General features: G+C 41.8%; 21 protein-coding genes, 1 pseudogene and 1 other annotated feature. Of the genes and pseudogenes, 18 read left to right on the top strand and 4 right to left on the bottom strand.

Translation table 11 applies throughout. The features are described 5' to 3' along the window. Positions 1-87 precede the first annotated feature (87 nt). The 4 genes and pseudogenes from ACFOZY_RS03565 to ACFOZY_RS03550 all read left to right on the top strand — a co-directional run. Positions 88-894, top strand: a complete 807-nt coding sequence (locus ACFOZY_RS03565; protein WP_378152339.1) for a prolyl oligopeptidase family serine peptidase — start codon at positions 88-90, stop codon at positions 892-894. A gap of 38 nt (positions 895-932) precedes the next feature. Continuing rightward, positions 933-1,241, top strand: coding sequence for a metal-sulfur cluster assembly factor (locus tag ACFOZY_RS03560; RefSeq protein WP_378152337.1), 309 nt, complete (start codon positions 933-935; stop codon positions 1,239-1,241). Between the two features lie 274 nt (positions 1,242-1,515). Next, positions 1,516-3,603, top strand: coding sequence for a putative bifunctional diguanylate cyclase/phosphodiesterase (locus tag ACFOZY_RS03555; RefSeq protein ID WP_378152335.1), 2,088 nt, complete (start codon positions 1,516-1,518; stop codon positions 3,601-3,603). A gap of 421 nt (positions 3,604-4,024) precedes the next feature. Beyond that, positions 4,025-6,148: pseudogene (locus ACFOZY_RS03550) on the top strand (ATP-dependent Clp protease ATP-binding subunit); the annotation flags it as partial. A 168-nt stretch (positions 6,149-6,316) separates the two neighbouring features. On the opposite strand, the gene ACFOZY_RS03545 reads toward ACFOZY_RS03550, so the two are convergent. Both ACFOZY_RS03545 and ACFOZY_RS03540 read right to left on the bottom strand, forming a co-directional pair. Beyond that, positions 6,317-6,460 carry a hypothetical protein gene (locus ACFOZY_RS03545; RefSeq protein WP_378152333.1) on the bottom strand — a complete coding sequence of 48 codons (144 nt, stop codon included), beginning with the start codon at positions 6,458-6,460 and terminating at the stop codon, positions 6,317-6,319. 107 nt (positions 6,461-6,567) lie between these two features. Continuing rightward, the gene (locus ACFOZY_RS03540) at positions 6,568-6,756 is read right to left on the bottom strand and encodes a YjzD family protein (protein ID WP_378152331.1); all 189 of its coding nucleotides are present in this window, start codon (positions 6,754-6,756) and stop codon (positions 6,568-6,570) included. Between the two features lie 190 nt (positions 6,757-6,946). Between ACFOZY_RS03540 and ACFOZY_RS03535 the strand changes: the two genes are divergently transcribed. The 8 genes from ACFOZY_RS03535 (at position 6,947) to ACFOZY_RS16105 (ending at position 15,610) form a co-directional block, all read left to right on the top strand. Beyond that, the gene (locus ACFOZY_RS03535) at positions 6,947-7,879 is read left to right on the top strand and encodes a beta-ketoacyl-ACP synthase III (RefSeq protein WP_378152329.1); all 933 of its coding nucleotides are present in this window, start codon (positions 6,947-6,949) and stop codon (positions 7,877-7,879) included. Between the two features lie 31 nt (positions 7,880-7,910). Next, entirely contained in the window at positions 7,911-9,149 is a 1,239-nt protein-coding gene (gene fabF / locus ACFOZY_RS03530) for a beta-ketoacyl-ACP synthase II (RefSeq protein ID WP_378152327.1), read from the top strand. Positions 9,150-9,407: 258 nt separating this feature from the next. Next, complete coding sequence (locus ACFOZY_RS03525; protein WP_378152325.1) at positions 9,408-10,439, top strand: ABC transporter ATP-binding protein; 1,032 nt, start codon at positions 9,408-9,410, stop codon at positions 10,437-10,439. Continuing rightward, positions 10,436-11,443 (top strand): ABC transporter ATP-binding protein, encoded by a 1,008-nt coding sequence (locus ACFOZY_RS03520; RefSeq protein ID WP_465251157.1) that lies wholly within the window; start codon positions 10,436-10,438, stop codon positions 11,441-11,443. Before ACFOZY_RS03525 ends, ACFOZY_RS03520 begins: the two co-directional genes overlap by 4 nt. 31 nt (positions 11,444-11,474) lie before the next feature. Continuing rightward, entirely contained in the window at positions 11,475-13,211 is a 1,737-nt protein-coding gene (gene opp4A, locus ACFOZY_RS03515) for an oligopeptide ABC transporter substrate-binding protein (protein WP_378152323.1), read from the top strand. A gap of 161 nt (positions 13,212-13,372) precedes the next feature. After that, a complete protein-coding gene (opp4B, locus tag ACFOZY_RS03510; RefSeq protein WP_378152321.1) occupies positions 13,373-14,338 on the top strand; it encodes an oligopeptide ABC transporter permease in 966 nt (321 codons plus the stop codon). 13 nt (positions 14,339-14,351) lie between these two features. Further along, entirely contained in the window at positions 14,352-15,269 is a 918-nt protein-coding gene (opp4C, locus tag ACFOZY_RS03505) for an oligopeptide ABC transporter permease (RefSeq protein ID WP_378152319.1), read from the top strand. A 122-nt stretch (positions 15,270-15,391) separates the two neighbouring features. Beyond that, entirely contained in the window at positions 15,392-15,610 is a 219-nt protein-coding gene (locus ACFOZY_RS16105) for a hypothetical protein (RefSeq protein ID WP_465251156.1), read from the top strand. On the opposite strand, the gene trpS is transcribed toward ACFOZY_RS16105, so the two are convergent. Continuing rightward, positions 15,561-16,553 (bottom strand): tryptophan--tRNA ligase, encoded by a 993-nt coding sequence (gene trpS, locus ACFOZY_RS03500; protein ID WP_378152317.1) that lies wholly within the window; start codon positions 16,551-16,553, stop codon positions 15,561-15,563. The genes ACFOZY_RS16105 and trpS overlap by 50 nt on opposite strands. A gap of 65 nt (positions 16,554-16,618) precedes the next feature. After that, positions 16,619-16,821: a binding site (T-box leader), on the bottom strand. 52 nt (positions 16,822-16,873) lie between these two features. Continuing rightward, positions 16,874-17,218 carry a DUF3899 domain-containing protein gene (locus ACFOZY_RS03495; protein ID WP_378152315.1) on the bottom strand — a complete coding sequence of 115 codons (345 nt, stop codon included), beginning with the start codon at positions 17,216-17,218 and terminating at the stop codon, positions 16,874-16,876. Between the two features lie 241 nt (positions 17,219-17,459). On the opposite strand from ACFOZY_RS03495, the gene ACFOZY_RS03490 reads away from it, so the two are divergent. The 6 genes from ACFOZY_RS03490 (at position 17,460) to ACFOZY_RS03465 (ending at position 24,745) form a co-directional block, all read left to right on the top strand. After that, positions 17,460-19,175 (top strand): peptide ABC transporter substrate-binding protein, encoded by a 1,716-nt coding sequence (locus tag ACFOZY_RS03490; protein WP_378152313.1) that lies wholly within the window; start codon positions 17,460-17,462, stop codon positions 19,173-19,175. Between the two features lie 196 nt (positions 19,176-19,371). Further along, positions 19,372-20,304: an oligopeptide ABC transporter permease gene (gene opp3b / locus ACFOZY_RS03485; RefSeq protein ID WP_378152311.1), complete on the top strand. Its 933-nt coding sequence runs from the start codon at positions 19,372-19,374 to the stop codon at positions 20,302-20,304. Beyond that, entirely contained in the window at positions 20,304-21,323 is a 1,020-nt protein-coding gene (opp3C, locus tag ACFOZY_RS03480) for an oligopeptide ABC transporter permease (RefSeq protein ID WP_378152309.1), read from the top strand. Before opp3b ends, opp3C begins: the two co-directional genes overlap by 1 nt. 13 nt (positions 21,324-21,336) lie before the next feature. After that, positions 21,337-22,401 carry an ABC transporter ATP-binding protein gene (locus tag ACFOZY_RS03475; protein ID WP_378152307.1) on the top strand — a complete coding sequence of 355 codons (1,065 nt, stop codon included), beginning with the start codon at positions 21,337-21,339 and terminating at the stop codon, positions 22,399-22,401. After that, positions 22,401-23,339, top strand: coding sequence for an ABC transporter ATP-binding protein (locus tag ACFOZY_RS03470; RefSeq protein WP_378152305.1), 939 nt, complete (start codon positions 22,401-22,403; stop codon positions 23,337-23,339). Before ACFOZY_RS03475 ends, ACFOZY_RS03470 begins: the two co-directional genes overlap by 1 nt. Before the next feature lie 188 nt (positions 23,340-23,527). Next, positions 23,528-24,745, top strand: coding sequence for a putative glycoside hydrolase (locus tag ACFOZY_RS03465; protein ID WP_378152303.1), 1,218 nt, complete (start codon positions 23,528-23,530; stop codon positions 24,743-24,745). The last annotated feature ends 328 nt before the right edge of the window (positions 24,746-25,073 follow it).

Below are 25,073 nucleotides of genomic sequence, written 5' to 3'. Positions count from 1 at the left end.
CTTTTCCTATGTACACAAGTCAAATTAAGTCAAACTCCATTCCTCATTTTTGTTTTTGAGAAAAAACTTTGTTACGATTTAATATGAATGAAGGATAGGGAAGTGGGACAAATGAGAGTAGAACGGGAACAGTGGGGCAAAATCCCTCTATTGCATGTCGCAACAGAAGAAAACTTTGAAAAGCAGGTTCCAGTAGTCTTCTTTTTGCACGGCCATACAAGTGCGAAAGAACATAATCTGCATTATGCTTATAACTTAGCAGAGAAAGGCTTGCGCGTAATTTTACCCGATGCACTTTTACACGGAGAACGCTCTGAAGAAATCGATGATGTCCAGATCACGCTCCGTTTCTGGGAAATTGTATTGACTTCGCTTGAAGAACTGAAAGAACTAAAAGAAGAAGCGGTTGAACGCGGCTTTGCCACCGAAGGGAAAATTGGAGTGGCTGGTACATCGATGGGGGGCATAACGACGCTTGGTGCGTTGAAATTATACCCATGGATTGATGTGGCTGCTGTCATGATGGGTGCGCCAGGCTATGTTCAATTAGCAAAAGCACAGATCAAACAATATGAGTCAAAAGGATTCACACTGCCGATGACGGCTGAAGAGCGTGAAAAGATTTTCGCTACTCTCGAGTATGTAGATTTAACGAAGCATCAACAAACATTGAAGCAGCGTCCTCTATTCTTCTGGCACGGAGAACAAGACCTGACCGTCCCGTTTGCTCCGACGCATAATTTCTACGAAGCGATTCGTGCTGATTATCAAGAAGTGCCGAATCGGCTACATTTCATGCGTGAAGCGAATGCAGGTCATGCCGTTTCCCGCGAAGGAATGCTCGCTTCAGTAGATTGGCTTGCAGACCATTTGAATGTTTCTATGAAGTTTTGATATGATGAACACACTATAGTTTGAAATGGGGGTTCAGTATGGACCAGGATTTAAAAGAAAGTATCATGGGTGCACTTGAAAACGTCATTGACCCGGAATTAGGGATCGACATTGTCAACTTAGGGCTTGTCTACGATGTAGATATGAATGAAGAAGGTGCCTTGACGGTTACTATGACGCTAACTTCACTTGGCTGCCCGCTCGGACCGGTCATCGTCGACCAAGTGAAGACGGCCGTTTCCGATCTACCGGAAGTAAAGGATGTAGACGTAAATATCGTCTGGAATCCGCCTTGGTCGAAAGATAAGATGTCGCGTTATGCTAAAATGGCGCTTGGCATTCGATAACTTAATATGAATATGTAGTCACAGGCTGTAGATTGAATCGACAAAAGTCGAATTAATCTACAGTTTTTTATTTAAAGTAACTTAAATTTGAATAAGCTTTTCACTGTTGAACTTATAAAAATTTGTAGAAAGAGGTCTTTCAGTAGTTATTTTATACTAAATTAATCGATTTAAGTGTGATGAAAGTCACAAACTAAGTAGTTCTATTTTGCTATTATTTACACAAAATAGAGAATGGGGTGAAATAGGGATGAATGGGGTGATGGAGAAAGAAATGAATAAGTTGATTTTTAATAATTCAGCATACAAGGATGCCCTAAAGCTCTCTAAAGTAGGAATGTGGGAGCTGGATTTGACGACGGGGAATCTGCACTTGAGTGATGAGCATATCGAAATTATGGGCAGTCCTGATATTCCAACAATGATCCCTGTGCAGGAATATATCAAAGAATATGTACATGAAGACGACTGGGGTTTCCTGCCAAGTATAACAGAGAAAATTATAGACGGTGAATGGGATTGCTCTCAAACAGAAATCGAATACCGTATTAAACGGGAAGACGAACTGATTCATGTTTACGCAAATATGAATTTAGAGAGACTCGAGGAAAATATCATTAGTGGAATTACTCAGAATATCACTGCTTCACGGGAAGCAGAAATTCAACTAAATCATACTTTAAGGCATCTTGCCGATTTAAAATTCGCATTAGATGAATCCACACTTGTAACAATCACTGACGTAAATGGAACCATTACATACGTCAATGATAAGTTTTGTTCGATCTCCGGCTACTCAAAGAGTGAGTTGATTGGCTGTTCTCATAATCTTACTAACTCCGGTTACCATTCAAAAAGCTTCTTTAAGGACATGTGGCAGAAAATTCAAAAGGGAAACATTTGGAGAGGTGAAATTCAGAACAAGAAAAAGAATGGTGAAATATATTGGGTAGATTCCACCATTGTCCCTTTTCTTGACCTGAATGGAGTTCCTTATCAATACACTGCGATCCGAACGGATATTACTAAGCGGAAAGAAGCAGAATTCAAAATATCATATATGGCTTACCATGATTCGTTAACAGGGTTGCCAAACCGAAGGCAATTTACTGATCGGTTGAATGAAATACTCAACAGCCGTAACCGTTCTCAAATAGTGGGGGTTCTTTTATTTGACTTGGACAATTTTAAATACATAAATGATCACCATGGCCACCAGGCTGGGGATGATCTACTAAAAATGGTATCGAAGCGTTTGTTGGATTTTATACGATCAGATGAAATGGTTGCCAGATTAGGCGGCGATGAATTCGTCATGGTTATTCCTAATTTGAACTCAAGGAATGATTTAGCAGAGCGTTGCTGTTCGCTGATCGAACATATGGACGCACCCTATATGGTGGATGGTCGTCCATATTACATTTCACTGAGTATTGGTGCTACATATGCTCCTGATCAAGGCAATACGGTGAAAGAGCTTTTAAAATACGCGGATTTTGCGATGTATGAATCCAAAAATAATAAAATTAAAGGTTTTCGCTTCTATGAGCCCCACCAATTTTCCAATCTCTCCGATAGCATGGACTTTGAAAGGGCGATTAAGAGAAATGAATTCGTTTTACATTACCAACCTAAATTCAAGTTAGATTCCAGTTTACATGGAGTCGAAGCCCTAATACGCTGGCAATTGCCGAATGGAAAGTTACTTATGCCGGATAAGTTCATTCCACAAGTTGAGGAAAACGGGATGATCCACGAAATTGGAAATTGGATTATTAAAACTTCATTAATACAATTGAGAAGCTGGCTTGACCAGGGGCTTCCTCCTGTTGTTATGGGAATAAACATCTCGCCTAAACAATTTCAACAGAATGGTTGGGTCGATTTAATCATTGAGTGTACAAAGAGTTTAGAAATTCCACCTGAATTGATTGAACTTGAAATAACGGAAGGAGTCCTCATGGATCATAATCCTCGGACATTGGAAATGCTTAATCGTCTGAAAATGTCAGGGATTAAACTCTCTCTTGATGATTTTGGGACTCAATTTTCAACCTTTTCTTATTTAAGGGATTACGCTTTTGACATTCTCAAAATTGACCGTTCATTTACCAAAGATATTGAAAAGGATGAAAAATCGCGGATTATTATCGAATCTATTTTGACTTTAGCTCATCGGCTCGGTTTAGCTGTTACTGCTGAAGGAGTTGAAACAGAAGCTCAATTATCCTTCCTAAAAGGGATGTCATGTGAATATCTTCAAGGTTTTTATTTTTCCAAGCCGGAAGCTGCAGAAACAATTACAGAAATGCTCACTAATTATGTAAGTAGCTCAAATGGTCAAATAGGAGGCAAATTATGAGAACTCTTTTTAGTCGAAAAGAGAGTTTCGTGAGTTGTTAGTTAATTTTATCGGATCTACAAATGGAGGCTATCCAGCTGGGTAGTCTTTTTAATTTATATGAAATAGTCTGGTTTACAATCAAATGCCGAAAGTGTACAACCAAATGCCGAAAGTGTACAACCATACAAGCGAGGTCTACAACGAAATCCCAAAAGTCTACAATGAAATCCACAAAGTGTACAATCAAAATTTCGGGTGTAGAGGAATTTATTAAATTTATCAAAAGAGGGTAACAGTAATAAGTGGGTGGAACTTTCACTGAACCAATCCGTAAATTAGGCATAAGCATTTTATTGGAAATGAAGAATAAAACGTTCTATAATTGAATTAGTCAAAAAAGGTCAAACTTGAATAGGGGTGGCTATAGATGAGATTTGCACAAGAAGAACAAAAGAATCCTTTAGAGTTATATGGACGAAATTTAGTGGATGAAGTGAAGAATGGGAAGATGGATCCCGTTATTGGACGTGACCAGGAAATAAGGGATGTCATACGGATCTTATCAAGAAAGACTAAGAACAATCCAGTACTGATCGGCGAACCAGGTGTCGGTAAAACGGCGATTGTTGAGGGCTTGGCACAGCGGATTGTAAAGAAGGATGTTCCGGAAGGCCTTAAGGAAAAAACAATTTATGAATTGGATATGAGTTCTCTGATCGCAGGAGCGAAATACCGTGGTGAATTTGAAGAACGGATGAAAGCGGTTCTGAAACAAGTGAAAGAGAGCGAAGGGAAGATCATCCTTTTCATCGACGAAATCCACACCATTGTCGGTGCAGGAAAAACTGAGGGTGCGATGGATGCAGGGAATATGTTGAAGCCGATGCTTGCCAGAGGTGAACTGTACTGTATCGGTGCAACGACACTTGATGAGTACCGGATGTATATCGAAAAGGATCCGGCTTTGGAGCGGCGTTTCCAACAGGTGCTCGTTCGCGAACCATCTGTCGAAGATACGGTTTCAATTTTGCGCGGATTGAAAGAACGTTTTGAATTGCACCACGGTGTTCGGATCCATGACCGTGCATTAGTGGCAGCGGCAACATTATCAAATCGTTACTTAACGGAACGTTTCCTCCCGGATAAGGCAATCGACTTGGTGGATGAAGCGTGTGCGATGATCCGGACAGAAATTGACTCGATGCCACAGGAGTTAGACGAAGTGACGCGGCGCATGATGCAGCTCGAAATTGAGGAGCAGGCGCTCATGAAAGAGAAGGATGCTGCGAGTCAAACCCGTTTGCGATCATTGCGTGAAGAACTTGAAGAACTTCGCACATCGACTGAAGACATGCGTGCAAAATGGGCAAAGGAAAAAGAATCGCTTAAGTTCATCAAAGAAAAGCGGGAGCAGCTTGACCAGTACCGCCGGGAATTGGAAGACGCAGAAGATCGCTATGATTTGAATAAAGCGGCGGAACTCCGGTACGGAGATATCCCTGCGTTGGAAAAGGATTTGGAAACACTTGAAAGTGAATTACAAGAAGGAACGGAAAGTCGCCTTCTTCGCGAGGACGTGACGGAAGATGAGATTGCTTCCATCGTCGGTCGCTGGACAGGAATTCCAGTGACGAAACTTGTCGAAGGAGATCGGGAAAAACTCCTTCGTTTAAGGGAAACTTTAGAAGAACGGGTAGTTGGCCAGGATCAGGCGGTTCAATTAGTAACGGAAGCAGTTTGGCGCGCCCGCGCCGGAATAAAAGATCCGAATCGGCCGATCGGTTCATTCCTATTCTTAGGACCGACTGGGGTCGGGAAGACCGAGTTAGCTAAGACATTAGCTGCAACGCTATTCGATTCGGAAGACCATTTCATCCGGATAGATATGTCCGAATATATGGAGAAGCATAGCGTCTCCCGTTTAGTCGGAGCTCCTCCTGGATATATCGGCTACGAGGAAGGCGGCCAATTGACAGAAGCAGTCCGACGCAATCCTTATTCCGTAGTCCTCTTGGATGAAATTGAGAAGGCTCATCCAGATGTGGCCAATATCCTCCTACAGCTATTGGATGATGGACGTATTACGGATAGCCAAGGCAGGAATGTCGATTTCACAAATACGGTTGTCATCATGACTTCTAATATCGGTTCGGCATATTTACTGCAAGGTTTGGATCAAACAGAGGAACACGCTGTCGAAGATTTAGTAATGGCTGCACTTCGGCAACATTTCAAGCCGGAACTTCTCAACCGGATGGATGATATTATCATTTTCCATTCATTGAAAGGCAACGATTTTATTAAGATCGCTGAGAAGATGATGAATGGCTTACGCAAGCGTCTTGCTGGGCAAGAGATTGACTTAACCGTAGACCAAGACGTGTTAGATTGGGTCGTGAAGGAGGGGACGGATCCTGAATTCGGTGCCCGTCCACTTAAACGGTTCATCCAACGTCATGTTGAAACGGCCGTCGCTCGTGAGTTAATCAAAGGAGAAGTGCCTCCAGGCGGTAAGTTGCAAGTAGTTTTAGAAGATGGTCAAGTGAAAGTGAATAGAGTGTAAGAATAACAACAAAGGACAGCCAAATATAGGCTGTCCTTTTTGACTGTAAACAAAGTAGGATTTTAATTAATATTGTATAAGAAATTCAGCAGTTCCTGCCCCTTCGCTTTCCGTAGGCTTGGCGCGAGCCCGCGAAAAGCGGCCGACTGGAGCGATTGCTCCAGGTATTTATATTTTATCGGCTGTCCTTTGTTCATTGAAATTTACTTGCAAGTTTTTGTCGAATACTTGCAAATTCGTGTCGAATACTTGCAATTTCATGTCGAATACTTGCAAATTCGTTTCAAACAAGGCCGATAGGATGTCGGTCATGCGTGCGTTGTCGCATGACACAACGATTTTTTAGCCCGCCACCATCTTTAATCCAAAAATAAAAACCGCTTTCCGGTTCACGACCAGAAAAGCGGCACTTCATTTAATCAATGGTGGTCTGCAATTGCTTCGTTCTTAGGAAGAACAGCATCGATTACGAAAATTAGGACTGCAATAATTACTCCAATAACCGTTACTAAAGTGAAATTATTTTCAGTACCTTGTACGGATGATACTACGTAACCCAAGACATTTGTCAAAATGACTGACCAAAATAATGTCATAATATATTTCATTTCGGATTCACCTCTAAACAGAAATATTCTCTTATCATGATATCATAGCCTGCCCAACATCAAAAGAAACTTTTCCCTCAACGATTAGAATTTTTGGCGAAACCGTGACTGGCATCTTGAAAAATCTCAAACTTTCAGTTACTATTATTACCAGGTACTAATATTTGATATTATGAAAGAGGGCGGAAATATGAATGCAGGTTTTATTGGCATCGGAAAATGTGTGCCCAACAAAGTTTTGACAAATTTTGATTTAGAAAAGATGATGGATACATCTGACGAGTGGATTCGGACGATGACCGGAATAGAAGAACGCAGAATTGCCGGAGATGAACAAGACACATCCCATTTGGCAACGGAAGCAGCACGCGAAGCGATTGAAAATGCAGGAATCTCTCCTGAAGATGTGGGACTGATCCTTGTGGCAACGGTCACGCCGGATAAACCATTTCCATCCGTTGCATGCAGAATCCAAGAAAACCTTGGTTTGAAAAATGCCGCGGCTATGGATATTTCGGCAGCCTGTGCAGGTTTCATGTATGGCGTCATTACGGCGAAACAATTCGTCGAGTCGAACGTATACAAGTATGTATTGGTTGTCGGAGTTGAAAAGCTTTCAAAAATCACGAATTGGGAAGACCGGAATACAGCTGTTCTTTTCGGTGACGGAGCGGGAGCTGCAATCATCGGTCAAGTGTCTGAAGGGCGCGGAATCTTATCTTTCGAATTAGGCGCAGACGGTACTGGCGGGAAACATTTGTATCAAGATGATAAAATTATCATGAACGGACGCGAAGTGTTTAAATTTGCAGTGCGTCAAATGGGTGAGTCTGCAGTGAATGTGATTGAAAAAGCAGGACTTACAAAAGATGAAGTCGATTATCTCATTCCTCACCAAGCGAATATCCGAATCATGGAAGCTTCCCGGGAACGGCTTGACTTGCCTATTGAAAAGATGTCGAAAACGATTCAGAAATATGGAAACACATCCGCAGCATCCATTCCGATCTCACTTTACGACGACTTGAAAGATGGTAAAGTGAAAGATGATGACACGATTGTCATGGTCGGTTTTGGCGGTGGTCTCACATGGGGCGCAATCGCCATGAAGTGGGGAAAATAATAGAATGACGAGCGAAAGGAAGAACACTTATATGAGTAAACGCCGTGTAGTTGTAACAGGTATCGGAGCAGTAACGCCTCTTGGTAATGATGCAGAAACGACGTGGAAAGCAGTTCTGAATGGAGAATCGGGAATTGGGCCACTTACACGTTTGAACCCGGAGGATTTTCCGGTAAAAGTGGCAGCTGAAGTAAAAGATTTTGATATTGAACAATATATTTCGAAAAAAGATGCGCGGAAAATGGACCGCTTCACTCATTATGCACTCGCCGCTTCCATCATGGCGATGCGCGATGCAGGTTTAGAAGAACTTCCGGAAGAAATGAAGAACCGTACAGGCGTGTGGATCGGCTCCGGAGTCGGTGGAATTGAAACACATGAACAGCAATTCCGCACTTTCTTGGAAAAAGGCTATCGCCGCGTTAGTCCGTTCTTTGTGCCGATGATGATTCCGGATATGGCTTCTGGCCAAGTATCCATTCATTTTGGTGCAAGAGGAATCAATTCATGTACCGTAACAGCTTGTGCATCGGGTACAAACTCGATTGGAGACGCGTTTAAAGTGATTCAGCGCGGAGATGCTGATGTCATGATCACTGGTGGAGCAGAAGCACCGATTACGAACATGGCTGTTGCAGGTTTCTGTGCGAACACGGCATTGTCTTTAAATCCGGATCCAGCATCTGCTTCCCGTCCTTTTGACAAGGACAGAGACGGTTTTGTCATTGGTGAAGGTGCAGGAATTGTCATCCTCGAAGAGTATGAGCATGCAGTGAACCGGGGAGCGAAGATCTATGCAGAAGTGGTTGGCTATGGCTCGACTGGGGATGCACACCATATTACGGCTCCAGCTCCGGAAGGGGAAGGTGCTGCCCGTGCAATGGCACAAGCACTTGAAGACGCTGAAGTAACACCGGACGCTGTCGGTTACATCAATGCTCATGGCACAAGTACACCGTATAATGACCTGTTTGAAACGATGGCTGTCAAAACAGTATTTGGTGATCATGCATATAAGCTTGCAATGAGCTCGACAAAATCGATGACTGGGCATTTATTGGGCGCAGCCGGTGGAATCGAGGCAATTTTCACAGCGCTTAGCTTGAAGGAAGATATCCTTCCGCCTACAACGAACTACAAAACAGCTGATGCTGAATGTGATTTGGATTATATAACGGATGGAGCACGAAAAGAAGAAGTTCAGTATGCCATGAGCAATTCTCTCGGTTTTGGGGGACATAATGCATCCATTCTTTTGAAGAAAATATAAGATAGTTATTACGGGAGCCGAAATTACTCGGCTTCTTTTTTTATGTCATTTTTGTTTCAAAAAGTCTCGCGGAAAATAATTTTTTCCAAAAAAACATTGGGAATAAAACCTATGTTTTCCAAGGGTTTGAGAACGTTATTACAATGTTCTAAATCATTTAGTCTATTTTAATTTTTCAAATTATTATTGATATTGTAATACTTATGTAATAAACTAAACTCTAAATTAACAGAAAAATAGAAATTCAGAGGTGTTCATATGGTCAGAGTGGCGGCAACCAAGGGAGAAGCACCCCTATTGAAAGTCCAGGATTTACAAACAGGCTTCAAAATAGACGGACAATATCATAATGCAGTTGAACGGGTTTCCTTTGAAGTGAAGCCTAAGCGGATTGTTGGCGTTGTAGGGGAGTCAGGCTGTGGCAAGAGTGTGATGTCACTTTCCATCATGCAGTTATTGCCCAAAGGTGCGGGGGAGGTCCGCGGGGGCGAAATTCTTTTTGAAGGTCAAGATATCTCGAAATTTAATGACAAACAAATGAACGATATACGAGGAAAAGAAATCTCGATGATTTTCCAGGAGCCGATGACTTCGCTGAATCCAGTGTTCACGATTGGCTATCAGATCATGGAAGTTCTACGGAACCACGAAAAGGGTCTATCCAAGAAAGAAGCAAAAGTGAAAGCTGTCGCATTGTTGCGCAGCGTAGGTATACCAAGAGCAGATAAAATTGTTGATGAGTATCCTCACCAGCTTTCTGGCGGAATGCGTCAACGTGTCATGATTGCCATGGCCATCGCCTGCCAGCCAAAGCTCCTGATTGCTGATGAACCAACGACCGCACTAGACGTAACGGTCCAAGCGCAAATATTGGAACTGCTCAAAAGTATTCAAGAAGTAAACGACATGTCCATTATTTTGATCACCCATGACTTAGGGGTTGTAGCAGAAATCTGTGATGAAGTTATCGTCATGTACGCAGGTAAAATCGTCGAACAGGCAAGTGTCGAGGAATTATTTGAATCTCCGAAACACCCGTATACAGAGCTATTGATGAATGCGATACCTAAGATGGAAGAAGACGTAGAGAAGTTGGCGACGATTGAAGGGCTTGTACCTTCTTTGACGAATATGCCGCAAATTGGTTGCAGATTTGCAAACAGATGTCCAAAAGCGATGCCTGAATGTACACAAATCACGCCGAATCTTCAAACGGTAGCAGATGGACATGATGTGGCGTGTCTCCTGTACGAGGAGAGCATTCAAAAAGAAGGGGCGATCGTTTCATGACAACGAAGGAACTGACTGAACAAAATAGTAAACCGATTGATTCTGATGCGTTGCTTGAAATTCAAAATTTGAAAACGTATTACCCGATCCGGGGAGGATTTTTCCGCCGGGTAGTCGGAAACGTGAAGGCGGTCGATGATGTATCCTTCACCATTAAAAGAGGGGAAACATTGGGCCTTGTCGGTGAATCCGGATGTGGAAAATCGACAACTGGCAGAACCATTTTACGGTTGATGAAACCGACGGATGGCAAAGTCCTCTTCGAGGGTGAAGATATTACGAACCTTTCTGGAGCAAGACTCCAAAAGGCAAGACGGGATTTCCAAATGATCTTCCAAGATCCCTATGCTTCCTTGAATCCGATGCAAATGGTCGGGGATATCATTTCCGAACCGATCCTGAATTACGAGAAGCGGGATAAAAAGGAACTTAAACAGTACGTAAAAAACCTGCTAAAAAAAGTTGGACTACCGGAAGAAGCGTATTACAAATATGCACACGAATTCTCGGGGGGCCAACGTCAGCGGATCGGGATTGCCCGGGCACTTGCTTTGAATCCGAAGCTGATTATAGCGGATGAGCCGGTTTCGGCCTTGGATGTTTCCGTTCAATCACAAGTTCTTAATCTGTTGAAGGATTTACAAGAGGAATTCGGTCTTACGTATTTGTTCATTGCGCACGATTTAAGTGTCGTGAAGCATATGAGTGACCGGATCGGTGTTATGTATTTGGGCAATCTCGTTGAGGTCGCTTCAAATAAAGATCTTTACCAAGAACCGCTGCACCCTTATACGCAGGCTCTCATCTCAGCGATACCGGAACCAAATCCGAAGCTGAAAAAAGAGCGGATTGTCCTGCAAGGGGATGTACCAAGTCCAGCGAATCCGCCAACAGGCTGTCCGTTCCATACGCGCTGTCCGATGGCACAAGAAATTTGTTCGCAGGAAAAGCCGCCTTTGAAGGAGGTGAAGCCTGGGCATCATGTGGCGTGTGTTCTGTATTGATCAAACGACTAAATAGTTAGGGGGAAATTGAATGAAAAAGAAATCCTTATTTTGGCTATTTGCTATGATGCTTGTTCTTTCCGCATTCTTAGCAGCTTGTAACACTTCAGGTGATAAAGAACCAGCGAAAGAAGATCCGAAAGATGAGGATCCGGTAGTTCAGGAACCAGCAGAAGATGATAAAAAGGGTGGCACGTTAGTTTACGCGATCGATGCTCCACCGGAAGGTCTATTCAACTTTGCATTCTATGGTATTGCTACAGATGCAGAAGTTTTAGGTTTGTTTGATGAAGGATTAATCGATTACGATGAAAACTTAGCGCCAGTTCCAAACTTGGCTAGCTGGGAAACTTCTGATAACCAAACTTATACATTCAAATTTGAAAAAGGCGTTAAATGGCATGATGGCAATGAATTGACTGTACATGACTGGGTATTCGCTCTTGAAACATTGGCTCATAAAGACTATGACGGCCCACGTTACTCTAACGTACAAAACATCGAAGGTGCACCTGCATTCCGTGAAGGAACAGCTGATAGCATCTCTGGTGTTAAGGTAATTGATGATTACACAATCGAAATCAAATTTGACCAACCACGTTTGAACAACTTGACTAACGTCTGGACATACCCAATGAACTCTAAGGCTTTTGAAGGTATTGCAGTTGCAGATATGTCTGCACATGAATTAGTACGTACAAAGCCTGTTGGTTTAGGACCATTCAAAGTTGAAAAAATCGTTCCAGGTGAATCTGTTGAGTTAGTTCGTAACGACAACTACTGGAAAGGTGAAGTTAACCTTGACAAGATTATCATTCGCGTAATCGATAATACTGCAACTTTGGGAGCTCTTCAAAATGAAGATGTCCACATGGTTGGTTTGCAACCGGTAACTGCTCCGGATGTTGAAAACTTGGAAAACGTAGATGTAATTACGGCTCCTGGTCTTTCATACTACTATGTAGGTTTCAAATTAGGGAAATTCGATTCTGAAAAGAACGTAATCTCTGAAGTGAATCCAAAATACCAAGACAAGAAACTTCGCCAAGCGATGATGTATGCCATCAACCGCCAAGAGTGGGTAGATGCATTCTTCTTCGGATATGGTAAACCAGTTAACAAACCAGTTCCATCTTCACACTGGATTTCCGCTGATGACAAAGATTTACCAAATGCATACGAATACGATCCGGAAAAAGCTAAAGCGTTGCTTGACGAAGCTGGATATGTAGATGTAGACGGCGATGGTATGCGTGAGGATCCAAATGGTGAGAAATTTGTTGTGAAATTCTCTCACTATGCGACAGGTAACCCGACATTTGAAACTCGTGCAACTGCTTTGACTCAATATTGGAATGAAGTAGGTCTTTCCACAGAGCTTGAAATGACGGAAGTTAACTTGTACTACGACATGATCGAGAAAGATGATCCAGGTATCGAAACATTCTTCGGAGGTTGGGGAACAGGTTCTGATCCAGATCCATCCGACCTTTGGAAAGCAGATAAATTGTGGAACTACCCACGTTACAACAACCCTGAAGCTGATGCATTGCTTGATAAAGCTCTAAGTGTTGAAGAAATGGGTACAGACACAGAAAAACGTAAGCAAGTTTACGTTGAATGGCAAAAGATCTTGAACGAAGAAGTTCCAATGTTGTACATTGCTGAACTTGAAGAAATCATGGGTGTTAACAAAAACGTAGGTGGATTCACAATGGATGTTTCCGGTTACAATAACCCTGCAGAATGGTATTTGAACGAAAAATAAGTTGAGATTTCATGGGAATGGACGGAAAACATTCCGTCCATTCCTTTTTCATGATGGAAGGCTCTTATGCACGGTAAGGTCTATTTAATTTGAAATGTCCCTTACCGTGACTAAGAGTTGCTTGTCCAACCATGATTGACAGAAAAGGAGAGGGTTCCCCGATGTTAAAGTATACATTCCGGCGCCTGCTGGCCATGATTCCAATGTTGTTCCTCATCTCAATTGTTGTCTTTTCACTGGCAAAACTAATGCCGGGTGACTCGTTCAGCGGTGAAATTGATCCGAACAACACGGACCCAGCATACATCGAAGAAATGCGAATTAAATATGGCTACTACGACCCGATTTATGTCCAATACGGACGTTGGATTACTGATTTCGTTCAGGGGGATTTCGGTAAATCGACCCGCTACAAAGTTCAGGTTGCGGATTTAATTGCAGAAAAGCTTCCGAATACCTTATTTTTAGGCTTCATCTCACTTGCTATTACATATGTGTTAGCATTTCTAATGGGGATGTACGCCGGCCGGAAGCCTTATACGATAGGGGATAATCTGATAGCCGGTTTCAACTATGCCGGACTGGCCATTCCGTCATTCGTTGCGGCAGTTTTTGCAATTTACTTCTTCTCTTTCAAACTTGACTTGTTTCCGTTCGCGGGTTCCGTTGACATACAAGTTGAGAATGGGACAATGGATTATTGGATTAGCCGGCTTCATCATGTATTCATGCCTGCATTAGTTTTGGGGGTATTCAGTACAGCTTCCTATACACAATTCCTACGTAATGACATTATTGAAAGTTCACGGAAAGACTATGTCAGGACAGCTCGGGCAAAAGGGACACAAGTTCGCAAAATTTACAATGTTCATATCCTAAGGAACTCCATTATTCCACTTGTTACCTTCCTTGGATTTGACTTTGCAGCACTGGTGAGTGGAGCGGTAATTACGGAAACTATTTTCACGTATCCGGGAATCGGACAATTGTTCCTGAATTCAGTGACAAATCGTGATTATCCAACGCTTATGACCGTCACCATGCTCTTATCTTTCTTAACATTATTAGGAAACTTGATAGCGGATCTCCTGTATGGAGTCGTCGATCCGCGGATCAGGCTGGATTAAGGGGGAAGCACATATGACAGCTACTACTACAATGATTGAGCCGAAGAAGCCTGCGAAGAGCTTATCTCCTTGGGCAATTGCCCGAAGAAAATTTTTAAACAACAAGTTGGCTATGATCAGTACATTCTTTTTACTGAGCATTGCAATACTTTCGATGCTGGCACCAACGTTGGCACCACATCTATCTCCACATCCGGACATTACAAAGGTCAATATTAGCGCTATGAGTAAGCCACCGGGCGAAGAGTACATTTTAGGAACTGACAAAAGTGGACGGGATATTTTAACCCGGTTGTTTTACGGAGGACGGGTATCGTTGTTCTTAGGAATTAGCTGTACAGCAATTGTCATCTTCATCGGAACAGTAGTCGGCTCGATTGCCGGTTATTTCGGAGGAATCGTTGATAATCTATTAATGCGCTTTACAGACTTCGTATTGAACTTCCCATTCTTAGTTTTCGTAATTGTATTAAATACTATTCTATTAGGTATTGTCGATGGCTTGTGGGTACTGATTACTGTAATCGGTGTCTTAAGCTGGGGTGGAGTGGCCCGTATTGTACGGAGTAAAATCTTAGCCGAAAAAGAGAATGAGTATATTTTAGCTGCCATCTCAATTGGCTGTTCTCCGTTCAAAGTAATAACAAAGCATTTACTGCCGAACGTGTTATCCACAATCATCGTTTACGCGACATTGATCTTTGCTTCTATGATTGTTGCAGAATCCAGTTTAAGTTACTTAGGCTTCGGTGTTCCACAAACGACACCAAGCTGGGGAAATATGTTGGCGTTCGCAAACGAACCGGATGTACTCCAAGGGAAACCTTGGATCTGGATGCCACCGGCACTATTTATAACAATGACCATCCTTTCAATTAACTTTATTGGTGAAGGGTTGAAGGACGCGTTCAATCCGAAATCTTATCGGTAATAGGTAGAGTCACAAAGGGTAATAGGGAGTAAAGAATATTTATCAACTAAAAAGCGGTTTCCCATTCAAGTGGGGAACCGCTTTTTCATATACTTTATAAAACCATAAAGGACGGGCTATTCATGACACGATTTTTGCTCTTTTTAATTTCCTACGGACTGATGGTCGTTACCATTACTCAAATGATTTTCTATTTGAATTACCGTTCCATCGGTTATTCGTGGAATCAAGTGTTCACTTATATCCTTCAAACACCGGATTTTAAACTGTTTATCATTTCGAGTATCTGTTTTACTTGCGTCGTGTTCTTCCCAAGCCCATCGCGTCTTCCATCGCTTTAAGTGTCGCCGATGCAATGGCATTTGCTTTTTCTGCACCTGCATCTAAAATATCATCCAAGCGATCAGACTCAATTAACTCATTGTAGCGCTCTTGAATTGGAGCAAGATGTCCAATCACCGACTCAGCTACACCTGCTTTAAATGCGCCATATCCTAAACCATCATACTTCTTAACCAGTTCTTCGATAGACTGGTTCGTTAAAGAAGATTCAATTACAAGTAAGTTGGAGACACCTGGTTTATTGGCTACATCGAAAGCAACTACACCTTCGGAATCCGTAACCGCACTCTTGATTTTCTTCTCGATATCCTTTGGTGAGTCTAAAAGGGTAATGGTTCCTTTTTTGTTCGGGTCGGACTTGCTCATCTTCTTAAAAGGATCTTGAAGTGATTTAATACGCGCTCCGTTCTTTGGAAGGCTGATATCCGGAATCGTAAATACTTCACCGTATCGTTTGTTGAAGCGTTCCGCTAAATCTCTTGTCAGCTCTACGTGTTGCTTTTGGTCATCCCCAACTGGTACAAGATCAGCATGATATAAAAGAATATCTGCAGCCATAAGTGGCGGGTAAGTAAGGAGAGCAGCCGATACGGCTTCTTTTCCTTCGGATTTGTCCTTGAATTGAGTCATCCGTTCTAGTTCACCAATATACGAGATGCATTGCATAATCCAGCCGGCCTGTGCATGAGCAGGTACCTCAGATTGAACAAACAATGTCACTTTTTCAGGATCCAATCCCACTGCAAGATAGAGGGCGGCGAGAGAACGGATCGTTCGTCGCAATTCCGCAGGCTCCTGTGGAATAGTAATTGCATGCTGGTCAACAATACAGAACACGCAATCATAGTCGTGTTGGAGATCGGTGAACTGTTTAAAAGCGCCGATATAATTACCCAATGTGACGTTACCTGTTGGCTGTACGCCAGAAAAGATTTTTTTCATGATTTACTTCTCCTTTTGTAGTTTGATTAAAAACGGAAATAAAAAAACACCATTCATTTCCCTATAAAAGGGACGAATGATGTATCCGTGGTACCACCCTGATTGCCCGAAGGCCACTCAGCTTCGTAACGTGAAGGAACGGAACTTGCTACTTCGTTCGCAAGCTCAGCTCGGAAGTCCATTCCATTTGGATGCTGGTCTGTTTGCACCGGACACAGACTCTCTAGACAGCTTACCCAAATGTACTACTCTTCGTCATCGCTATTCAATGTAATTGTTGGTTATTATAATATAGAAGAAACTCGAAATGCAAGTGATTTTTACATGTAATATATATAGAGACAAACCGACATGATCAATATGATCGAAGCACCTACAACTAAGAAGGGTCCATATGAGAAGGACATGGCATCAGATGGAGTACGCATCTCCATTGCATCCTTCATACGGTTCTTAGGTGTAAACATTTTGCGGAAGCTCAATGTGAAAAGGTCGAAGAATCCACTGGACACTATGTAGACAACCAGTCCGAAAAACATGAGAGAACCGCCAATGATGAATGATGTATTAATATATGGCAATAAACCGATATCACGATATATGATCACCATTAATATAACGATCAGGATTTGTGCAATCCCAAAGTAGTACCCAAATTTTCTCATCGAGAAACCCCCTAATTTATTTTATATTAATTTAAATGGAGGTGAAAATCAAAAAACATTGAAACTGGGAAAAAAGTCATAAAGTTTTGTAACCTTTACGAACCCTTGATAAATCTACAATTCTGTAACATTACTGAAATATTTGCCAAAAGAATTTCACAAAAAAGGGTGTACAAGAAAAAAAGATTATGTATAATAAACAATGTAACAATTTTTCAGAATATTTAAGGAGGTCACGAAAGTGAAGAAAAGCAAATTAGCTTGGCTATTAAGCCTGATGCTCGTTCTTGCTATGTTCTTGGCAGCTTGTGGTGGAGACGATGATAACGCTACACCAGCTGATGAACCAAAAGACAAAGGCGACGACACACCAGAAACAACTGAACCAGCTGCAGATGAAGAACAAGTACTTAATCTAATCATGGGTGCTGAGATCCCAACTATGGACTCTGCTCTTGTAACTGACTCTGTAGGTTTCGACCTTTTGAACAACGTAATGGAAGGTCTTTACCGTTTGAACCAAGAAAACGTTGCTGAACCAGCAATTTCTGACGGTGAACCAACAGTATCTGAAGATGGTTTGACTTACACTTTCAAACTTCGCGATGCTAAATGGTCCGATGGTTCTGCTGTAACTGCACAAGACTTCGAATTCGCTTGGAAGCGTGCGATGAATCCTGAAACAGGTTCTGAATACGGTCCGTACATGATGGCTGGCGTCATTAAAAACGCTACTGCAATCTCTAACGGCGAAATGGACTTCAACGAGCTTGGCGTTAAAGCTATTGACGAAAAGACTCTTGAAGTAACTTTAGAAAAACAAATTCCTTACTTCTTGTCTCTAATGTCTTTCGGAACGTTCTTGCCACAAAAACAAGAATTTGTTGAAGGCCAAGGCGACAAATATGCTACTAACTCTGAAGCATTGATCTACAATGGTCCTTTCACTCTTCAAGAGTGGGATGGTACAGGCTTATCTTGGAAATTGGTTAAAAACGACCAATACTGGGATGCTGAAACAGTACAACTTACTGAAATCAATTATGACGTAGTAAAAGAAGCAGCTACTGCTGTAAACTTGTATGAAACTGGTGAAAAAGACCGTGCTGGTCTTTCCGGTGAGCTTGCAATGCAATATGCTGACAATCCAGACTTGGTTAAAGAAATGGAAACTACTGTTTTCTACTTGAAATTCAACCAAGAGCGTAATGGTAAACCATCACCACTTGCTAACGTGAATATCCGTGAAGCAATCGCGAAATCTTTCAACAAGGAAGATTTGGTTAACGTAGTATTAGCTAACGGTTCCGTTGCTGCTAACTACCTTGTACCACAAGGATTCGCTTTCGATGAGAGCGGAACTGACTTCCGTGAAGTAAACGGCGACATGGCTGTTTACAATGCTGAAGAAGCAAAAACTGCTTGGGAAAAAGGTTTGGCTGAACTAGGGGTTAAAGAAGTAACATTGGAAATCCTTGGTGGAGACTCCGATCTTTCCAAGAAAATGGATGAGTACTTGAAAAACCAAATGGAAACTAATCTACCTGGTTTGAAAATTACTCTTAAAGAAGTACCTTTCAACGTACGTCTTGAACTTGATACAAACCAAGACTATGACATTCAAGTTGCTGGTTGGGGCCCTGACTATCAAGACCCTTACACATTCTTGTCTCTTTGGATCACAGATGGCGGTAACAACCAAATGTCATTCTCTAACGAAGAATATGACAAAGCTTTAGAACAAGCTTCTAACGAATTGGCAATGGATCCATCTGCTCGTTGGACTGCATTAGCTAAAGCTGAAAAGATTGTTGTAGGCGAAGAATATGGTATCGCACCACTTTACCAACGTGCTACAATGCAACTTCTAAAACCTTATGTTAAGGGTGTTGTTTCTCACCCATTCGGTGGAGACTACTCTTACAAGTGGGCTTATATCGAAGGTAAAAACCAATAATTTTATCTGACGGTATTTAGGAAAACCACATAATCAGAGAGTATATGGCTGCTTTAAGTCCATATACTCTCTTTTTAAATAAAACAGAATACACGGAAAATTTCTGTTTTTTAAAATGACTTTGACAATAATGGGTTTAGTCTGTATATATAAATAATAGATTTAAAAAAAGATTCTTATTTTAGGAGGTGCAAAGATGGCTAAGTATATCGCTCGACGTGTAATATACATGTTGCTGACTCTTTTTCTGATTGCGACTGCAACGTTCTTCTTAATGAAGCTACTTCCAGGTTCCCCTCTCAGTTCCGCTAACAAACTCACTCCAGAACAATTGGCGGTAGTTGAGGCGAAATATGGATTGGATGATCCGCTCCCAGTACAGTATGTTACGTATATGTCGAATCTTGTCGTAGGTGATTTGGGTTATTCGTTCCAATTTAGAGGTCAGGAAGTATCCGACCTGATCATAAACCGTTTAGGGCCATCAATGCAGTTAGGTGCACAAGGTATGATTTTCGGTGTCCTAATTGGTATTCTTTTAGGTATGTTGGCCGCTTTACGGCAAAACACAATTTGGGACTACGGCAGCACATTCGTTGCGATTATTGGGATATCGATTCCGTCTTTCGTCTTAGCTACTTACCTGCAATATTTCTTCGCAGTTAAATGGGGCTGGTTCCCTGTAGCCCTTTGGGATCAAGGTTGGAAATCCAGTGTATTACCATCCCTTGCACTCGCATTGGGACCATTGGCTACAGCAGCACGTTTTGTCAGAACAGAAATGATCGAGGTAATGAGCTCAGACTATATTACTCTTGCAAAATCTAAAGGAGCCAGTGGTTCTGAAATCGCTTTCAAACATGCTTTTAGAAACGCATTGATTCCGCTTGTTACAGTATTAGGTCCAATGGCCGCAGGTATTTTGACTGGTTCTATGGTTATTGAGCAAATCTTTGCCATTCCAGGAATCGGGGAGCAGTTCGTTAAAGCGATTATGACAAACGACTTCTCGATCATTATGGGTACAACACTTTTCTATTCAGTATTCCTTGTCGTCATCATCTTCGTTGTCGACTTGCTATACGGAGTTATTGACCCGCGTATCCGTTTGTCAGGAGGTAAGAGCTAATGACACAAAACTACGAGAAACTTCCTGCTGAATCTTTTGAAAGAATTAAAATCGACAGCAGCCAAGCTGAGAAGATTTCAAAACCGAGTTTAAATTTTTGGCAAGATGCTTGGTTGCGACTTCGTAAAAACAAAGCTGCAGTTGTTAGTATGATAGCATTAGTTTTACTTATCATCATGGCGATCATTGGACCTCACATCGGACCACATGATGCTAATACCCAAACGATTACTCACGCTAACCTTCCTCCAAAAGTTCCAGGACTTGAAAAACTGGGAATTATGGATGGCGAAGGTGTCATGGCGGGTAAAGTTGTAAACCTTTATGAACTTAAAGGTGTGGATGATTATTATTGGTTTGGTACTGATGGCTTAGGCCGGGATATGTTTGCCCGTGTTTGGGACGGTGCCCAAATTTCACTGATTATCGCTTTTGTTGCAGCAATTATTGACGTTGTAATCGGGGTAATCTATGGCGGTGTATCCGCTTACTACGGTGGACGTGTCGACGATATTATGCAACGGATCGTGGAAATACTATACGGTATACCAAACTTAGTTATCGTCATCCTGATGTTATTGGTCATGGAACCAGGGCTTGGGGCAATTATCTTCGCCATTGCTCTGACCGGATGGATCGGAATGTCCCGTATCGTCCGGGGGCAAATTTTGAAGTTCAAAAACCAAGAATTCGTACTTGCAGCCCGTACTTTAGGGGCAAGCAACGGACGAATCATCAGCAAGCACTTGCTTCCGAATATTTTAGGAATCATTATCATCAATACGATGTTTACTGTTCCTTCAGCTATCTTCTTTGAAGCATTCCTTAGCTTTATCGGGTTAGGTCTTCAGCCGCCTGATGCTTCATTAGGAACTTTGATCAACGATGGTTATAAATTAGTTAAATTCCAACCACATATCTTGTTGGCTCCTGCACTTGTCTTGAGTGCTTTGATGGTTGCCTTCAACTTGCTCGGTGATGGATTGCGCGACGCATTCGATCCGAAGATGAAAGATTAAGGGGGAAAGTTAGATGGAAAAAATATTAGAAGTTAAAGACCTCGAGCTTTCCTTCCACACGTTTGCTGGTGAGGTTAAGGCAATCAGGGGCGTATCTTTCGACTTGTTCAAAGGGGAAACGTTAGCGATTGTTGGTGAATCGGGTTCAGGTAAATCCGTTACGACAAAAGCGATTATGCGTTTACTTCCTGAACACAGTTCAGAATTTAAAAATGGCCATATTCTTTTTGAAGGCCGTGATTTGACAAAACTATCTGATCGGGAAATGCAAAAGGTACGTGGAAAAGACATTTCAATGATTTTCCAGGATCCGATGACTTCTTTGAACCCGACCATGACAATCGGTAAACAAATTATCGAACCGATTTTGAAACACCAAAAAGTCGGTAAAGCTGAAGCGAAAAAAGTGGCGATCGACCTTTTACGGATGGTAGGTATCCCTAAGCCAGAACTTCGGGTTAAACAATATCCTCACCAATTTTCTGGTGGTCAACGTCAACGGATCGTCATTGCTATTGCACTTGCGTGTAACCCGCATATTTTGATAGCGGACGAGCCGACAACTGCATTAGACGTTACAATTCAGGCACAAATCCTTGAATTGATGAAGTCATTGCAAAAGAAAATCGAAACATCCATTATCTTCATTACGCATGACCTTGGGGTTGTTGCGAACGTTGCTGACCGTGTAGCAGTTATGTACGGCGGCCGTATTGTTGAAGTGGGAACAGTCGATGAAATTTTCTATAATCCTCAGCATCCGTATACTTGGGGATTATTAAGCTCGATGCCGTCCTTAGATGCGAAGGATGAGAAGCTATATGCGATTCCTGGAACACCACCTGATTTGCTCGATCCTCCTAAAGGAGATGCGTTTGCACTACGAAGCGATTATGCCTTGAAAATCGATGTTGAGCAGGAACCGCCTTTCTTCCAAGTGAGTGACACGCATTATGCGGCTACATGGCTGCTTCATCCAGATGCTCCACAGGTGGAACCACCTGAACAGATCATCGAACGGATGAAAAAGTTCCCTGGTAGCCGGTATTACAGTGCAACGACTGGAGGTGCGAACTGATGGCAGAAAAATTGCTGGAAATCCGTAACTTGAAACAATATTTCAATGCCGGAAAGAAAAATGAAGTTCGTGCTGTGGATGATATCTCTTTTGATATTTACAGAGGAGAAACATTAGGGTTAGTTGGTGAGTCCGGTTGTGGCAAATCTACAACTGGCCGTACCATTATCCGCTTATATGATGCTACAGATGGTGAAGTCATTTATAATGGTGTAAATGTCCACGACAAAAAATCCAAGGCCGATTTAAAGCAATTCAATCGTAAAATGCAGATGATTTTCCAAGATCCATACGCTTCTCTAAACCCGCGTATGAAAGTAATGGATATTATTGCTGAAGGTTTGGATATTCATGGTCTTGCTAAAAACCCTGCTGAACGTAAAGAGAAGGTGTATAGCCTTCTTGAAACAGTTGGTTTGAACCGTGAACACGCAAACCGTTTTCCGCATGAGTTCTCCGGTGGTCAGCGTCAGCGTTTAGGAATTGCCCGTGCACTTGCTGTTGATCCTGAGTTCATCATTGCCGATGAGCCGATTTCAGCTCTTGACGTTTCTATCCAAGCACAAGTAGTAAACTTATTGAAAGAATTACAAGAGGAAAAGGGCTTGACGTATTTATTCATCGCCCATGACCTTTCCATGGTTAAATACATTTCTGATCGTATCGGTGTTATGTATTTCGGTAAGCTTGTTGAATTAGCTCCGGCTGAAGAGCTTTATAGCAACCCTCTTCATCCTTATACTCAATCATTGCTATCAGCAATTCCGCTTCCGGATCCGGATTACGAGCGCAACCGTGTTCGTAAGACTTATGACCCAGCATCACATAATTATGCTGATGGTGAAGAAATTGCAATGCGTGAAGTGACACCTGGCCATTTCGTATTCTGTTCTGAAAAAGAATTTAATGCCATGAAGTTAGCTTCTTCCGCTAAATAAGTATTCTTATGACCCGGCTTTCCATACTATAAGGAAGCCGGTTTTTCTTTGTCTCAATGTGGTATAAAGAAAGTTGAACCGTTCGGATGCTTTTTAACATTTTAAATGAAATAAATTTTCATTAAAATGTTTTAAAACCACTTTATGGTTGATACAATGGTTTGGAACAACTAAGGAGGAACACAGCTATGAGCCTAACTAAATGGATCAGCGGTAGTGCAATTTCGGCAATGATACTTTCTATGTCGATCCAATCCGTCGCTGCCCAAGAAGCGGGAGTCAAAGACTTTGAAGGATTAACGTCAGGGTTCGAACCGATTGATGAAGAGTTGATCGCTACTTCTGATTTGTTCCGTTATAATTCGGGACTATCGTTTGAATATCCTGATGCAGTAAGAGGCGTTTATGTGACTGGACATTCAGCAGGAGGCCAACGCTTCAACGATTTGCTTGAATTAATGGATTCCACTGAATTGAATGCAATGGTCATCGATATTAAGGATGACTATGGAAACCTTACATACGTACCAAACGAAGAATCACCACTTCAACAACTCGACATCGGGAAACCATACATTAAAGACCCGAAAGCAATGCTAAAGACAATGGAGGAAAAACAAATTTACCCTATCGCTCGGGTAGTTGTCTTCAAAGACTCTGTATTGGCTCAAAAAAAACCTGAACTGTCATATGTTGAGGGAAATGAAGTATGGAAAAATGGCCGTGGAGAATCCTTTGTCAATCCTTTCCTTAAGGAAGTATGGGATCACAACGTTGAGATAGCAATTGAAGCTGCAAAAATGGGTTTCCAAGAAATACAGTTTGACTATGTCCGCTTTCCGGAAGGTTTTGAAAAAAGAGAAGAGGTTTTGAATTATGGAATGGGTGAATACACGGATTCAGAATTGGATTCGGTACAACGCCGTGTAGAGGCTGTTACAGACTTCGTGGCCTATGCCAGAGAACAATTAAAACCTTATGATGTGAAAGTGTCCGTTGATATCTTCGGATACTCAGCAACCCTTCCAGAAGCACCTGGGATCGGACAGAACTTCTCTAAAATCTCGGAGAATGTAGATGTTATTTCATCCATGATTTACCCAAGTCACTGGACGTCCTATTTCGGTATTGCAAAACCTGATCTTGAACCTTATCGGCTTGTTAAGGAATATGCCAAAGTAGAAAACGAAAAGCTTTCTGAACTGGAAAGTCCACCGATTTCAAGACCTTGGCTCCAAGACTTTACTGCTTCCTATTTAGGAGCTGGTAATTATCAGAAGTATGGAAAAGAAGAGGTAGAAGCGCAAATCCGAGCGTTGAATGAAGCAGGAATCAATGAATTCCTCTTATGGAACTCCGGAAACAGATACTCAAAGAATGTGGACTATACTCCAACAAATGAATAGGTAAATATTTGATCTCCCGGAGCAATTTATGTTTCGGGAGTATTTTAATGGGGAAAAGTCTGTAGGAATAAAAGGATGATTAAAAATCAAAACTAAATGAAATAATGAGATAGGAAGAGGAAGACACAATTACTACATATTTTTCCCGTTAAAGGCTGAAACCGAAAGGGTAAATGAAACGTACTATATAACGAACACTTGATTCATTTCTTTTTCAATAGCATTAAACTAATTGAGAATGAAAAAAATTAGAAATAATATGTTTGAAAGTTTTTTTAAAAGGGTATAACAGTTAGGAGATGTGTATCATTTTAATGCTGAGTGCTTA

The sequence above is a fragment of the Chungangia koreensis genome (assembly GCF_042651785.1).
Taxonomy (GTDB): domain Bacteria; phylum Bacillota; class Bacilli; order Bacillales_A; family Planococcaceae; genus Chungangia; species Chungangia koreensis.
The sequence above is the reverse complement of the archived record's forward strand: the minus strand, read 5'-3'. Positions and strand labels throughout refer to the sequence as shown.

Excerpts from the sequence above, each read along its gene's own strand:
- trpS (WP_378152317.1), bottom strand. The coding sequence starts at position 16,553 with ATGAAAAAAATCTTTTCTGGCGTACAGCCAACAGGTAACGTCACATTG.
- opp4C (WP_378152319.1), top strand. The coding sequence starts at position 14,352 with ATGACAGCTACTACTACAATGATTGAGCCGAAGAAGCCTGCGAAGAGC.
- ACFOZY_RS03565 (WP_378152339.1), top strand. The coding sequence starts at position 88 with ATGAAGGATAGGGAAGTGGGACAAATGAGAGTAGAACGGGAACAGTGG.
- opp3C (WP_378152309.1), top strand. The coding sequence starts at position 20,304 with ATGACACAAAACTACGAGAAACTTCCTGCTGAATCTTTTGAAAGAATT.
- ACFOZY_RS03520 (WP_465251157.1), top strand. The coding sequence starts at position 10,436 with ATGACAACGAAGGAACTGACTGAACAAAATAGTAAACCGATTGATTCT.
- ACFOZY_RS03535 (WP_378152329.1), top strand. The coding sequence starts at position 6,947 with ATGAATGCAGGTTTTATTGGCATCGGAAAATGTGTGCCCAACAAAGTT.
- fabF (WP_378152327.1), top strand. The coding sequence starts at position 7,911 with ATGAGTAAACGCCGTGTAGTTGTAACAGGTATCGGAGCAGTAACGCCT.
- ACFOZY_RS03470 (WP_378152305.1), top strand. The coding sequence starts at position 22,401 with ATGGCAGAAAAATTGCTGGAAATCCGTAACTTGAAACAATATTTCAAT.
- opp4B (WP_378152321.1), top strand. The coding sequence starts at position 13,373 with ATGTTAAAGTATACATTCCGGCGCCTGCTGGCCATGATTCCAATGTTG.
- opp4A (WP_378152323.1), top strand. The coding sequence starts at position 11,475 with ATGAAAAAGAAATCCTTATTTTGGCTATTTGCTATGATGCTTGTTCTT.
- ACFOZY_RS03465 (WP_378152303.1), top strand. The coding sequence starts at position 23,528 with ATGAGCCTAACTAAATGGATCAGCGGTAGTGCAATTTCGGCAATGATA.
- ACFOZY_RS03545 (WP_378152333.1), bottom strand. The coding sequence starts at position 6,460 with ATGACCGACATCCTATCGGCCTTGTTTGAAACGAATTTGCAAGTATTC.
- ACFOZY_RS03525 (WP_378152325.1), top strand. The coding sequence starts at position 9,408 with ATGGTCAGAGTGGCGGCAACCAAGGGAGAAGCACCCCTATTGAAAGTC.
- ACFOZY_RS03475 (WP_378152307.1), top strand. The coding sequence starts at position 21,337 with ATGGAAAAAATATTAGAAGTTAAAGACCTCGAGCTTTCCTTCCACACG.
- opp3b (WP_378152311.1), top strand. The coding sequence starts at position 19,372 with ATGGCTAAGTATATCGCTCGACGTGTAATATACATGTTGCTGACTCTT.
- ACFOZY_RS03495 (WP_378152315.1), bottom strand. The coding sequence starts at position 17,218 with ATGAGAAAATTTGGGTACTACTTTGGGATTGCACAAATCCTGATCGTT.
- ACFOZY_RS03555 (WP_378152335.1), top strand. The coding sequence starts at position 1,516 with ATGAATAAGTTGATTTTTAATAATTCAGCATACAAGGATGCCCTAAAG.
- ACFOZY_RS03560 (WP_378152337.1), top strand. The coding sequence starts at position 933 with ATGGACCAGGATTTAAAAGAAAGTATCATGGGTGCACTTGAAAACGTC.
- ACFOZY_RS03540 (WP_378152331.1), bottom strand. The coding sequence starts at position 6,756 with ATGAAATATATTATGACATTATTTTGGTCAGTCATTTTGACAAATGTC.
- ACFOZY_RS16105 (WP_465251156.1), top strand. The coding sequence starts at position 15,392 with ATGACACGATTTTTGCTCTTTTTAATTTCCTACGGACTGATGGTCGTT.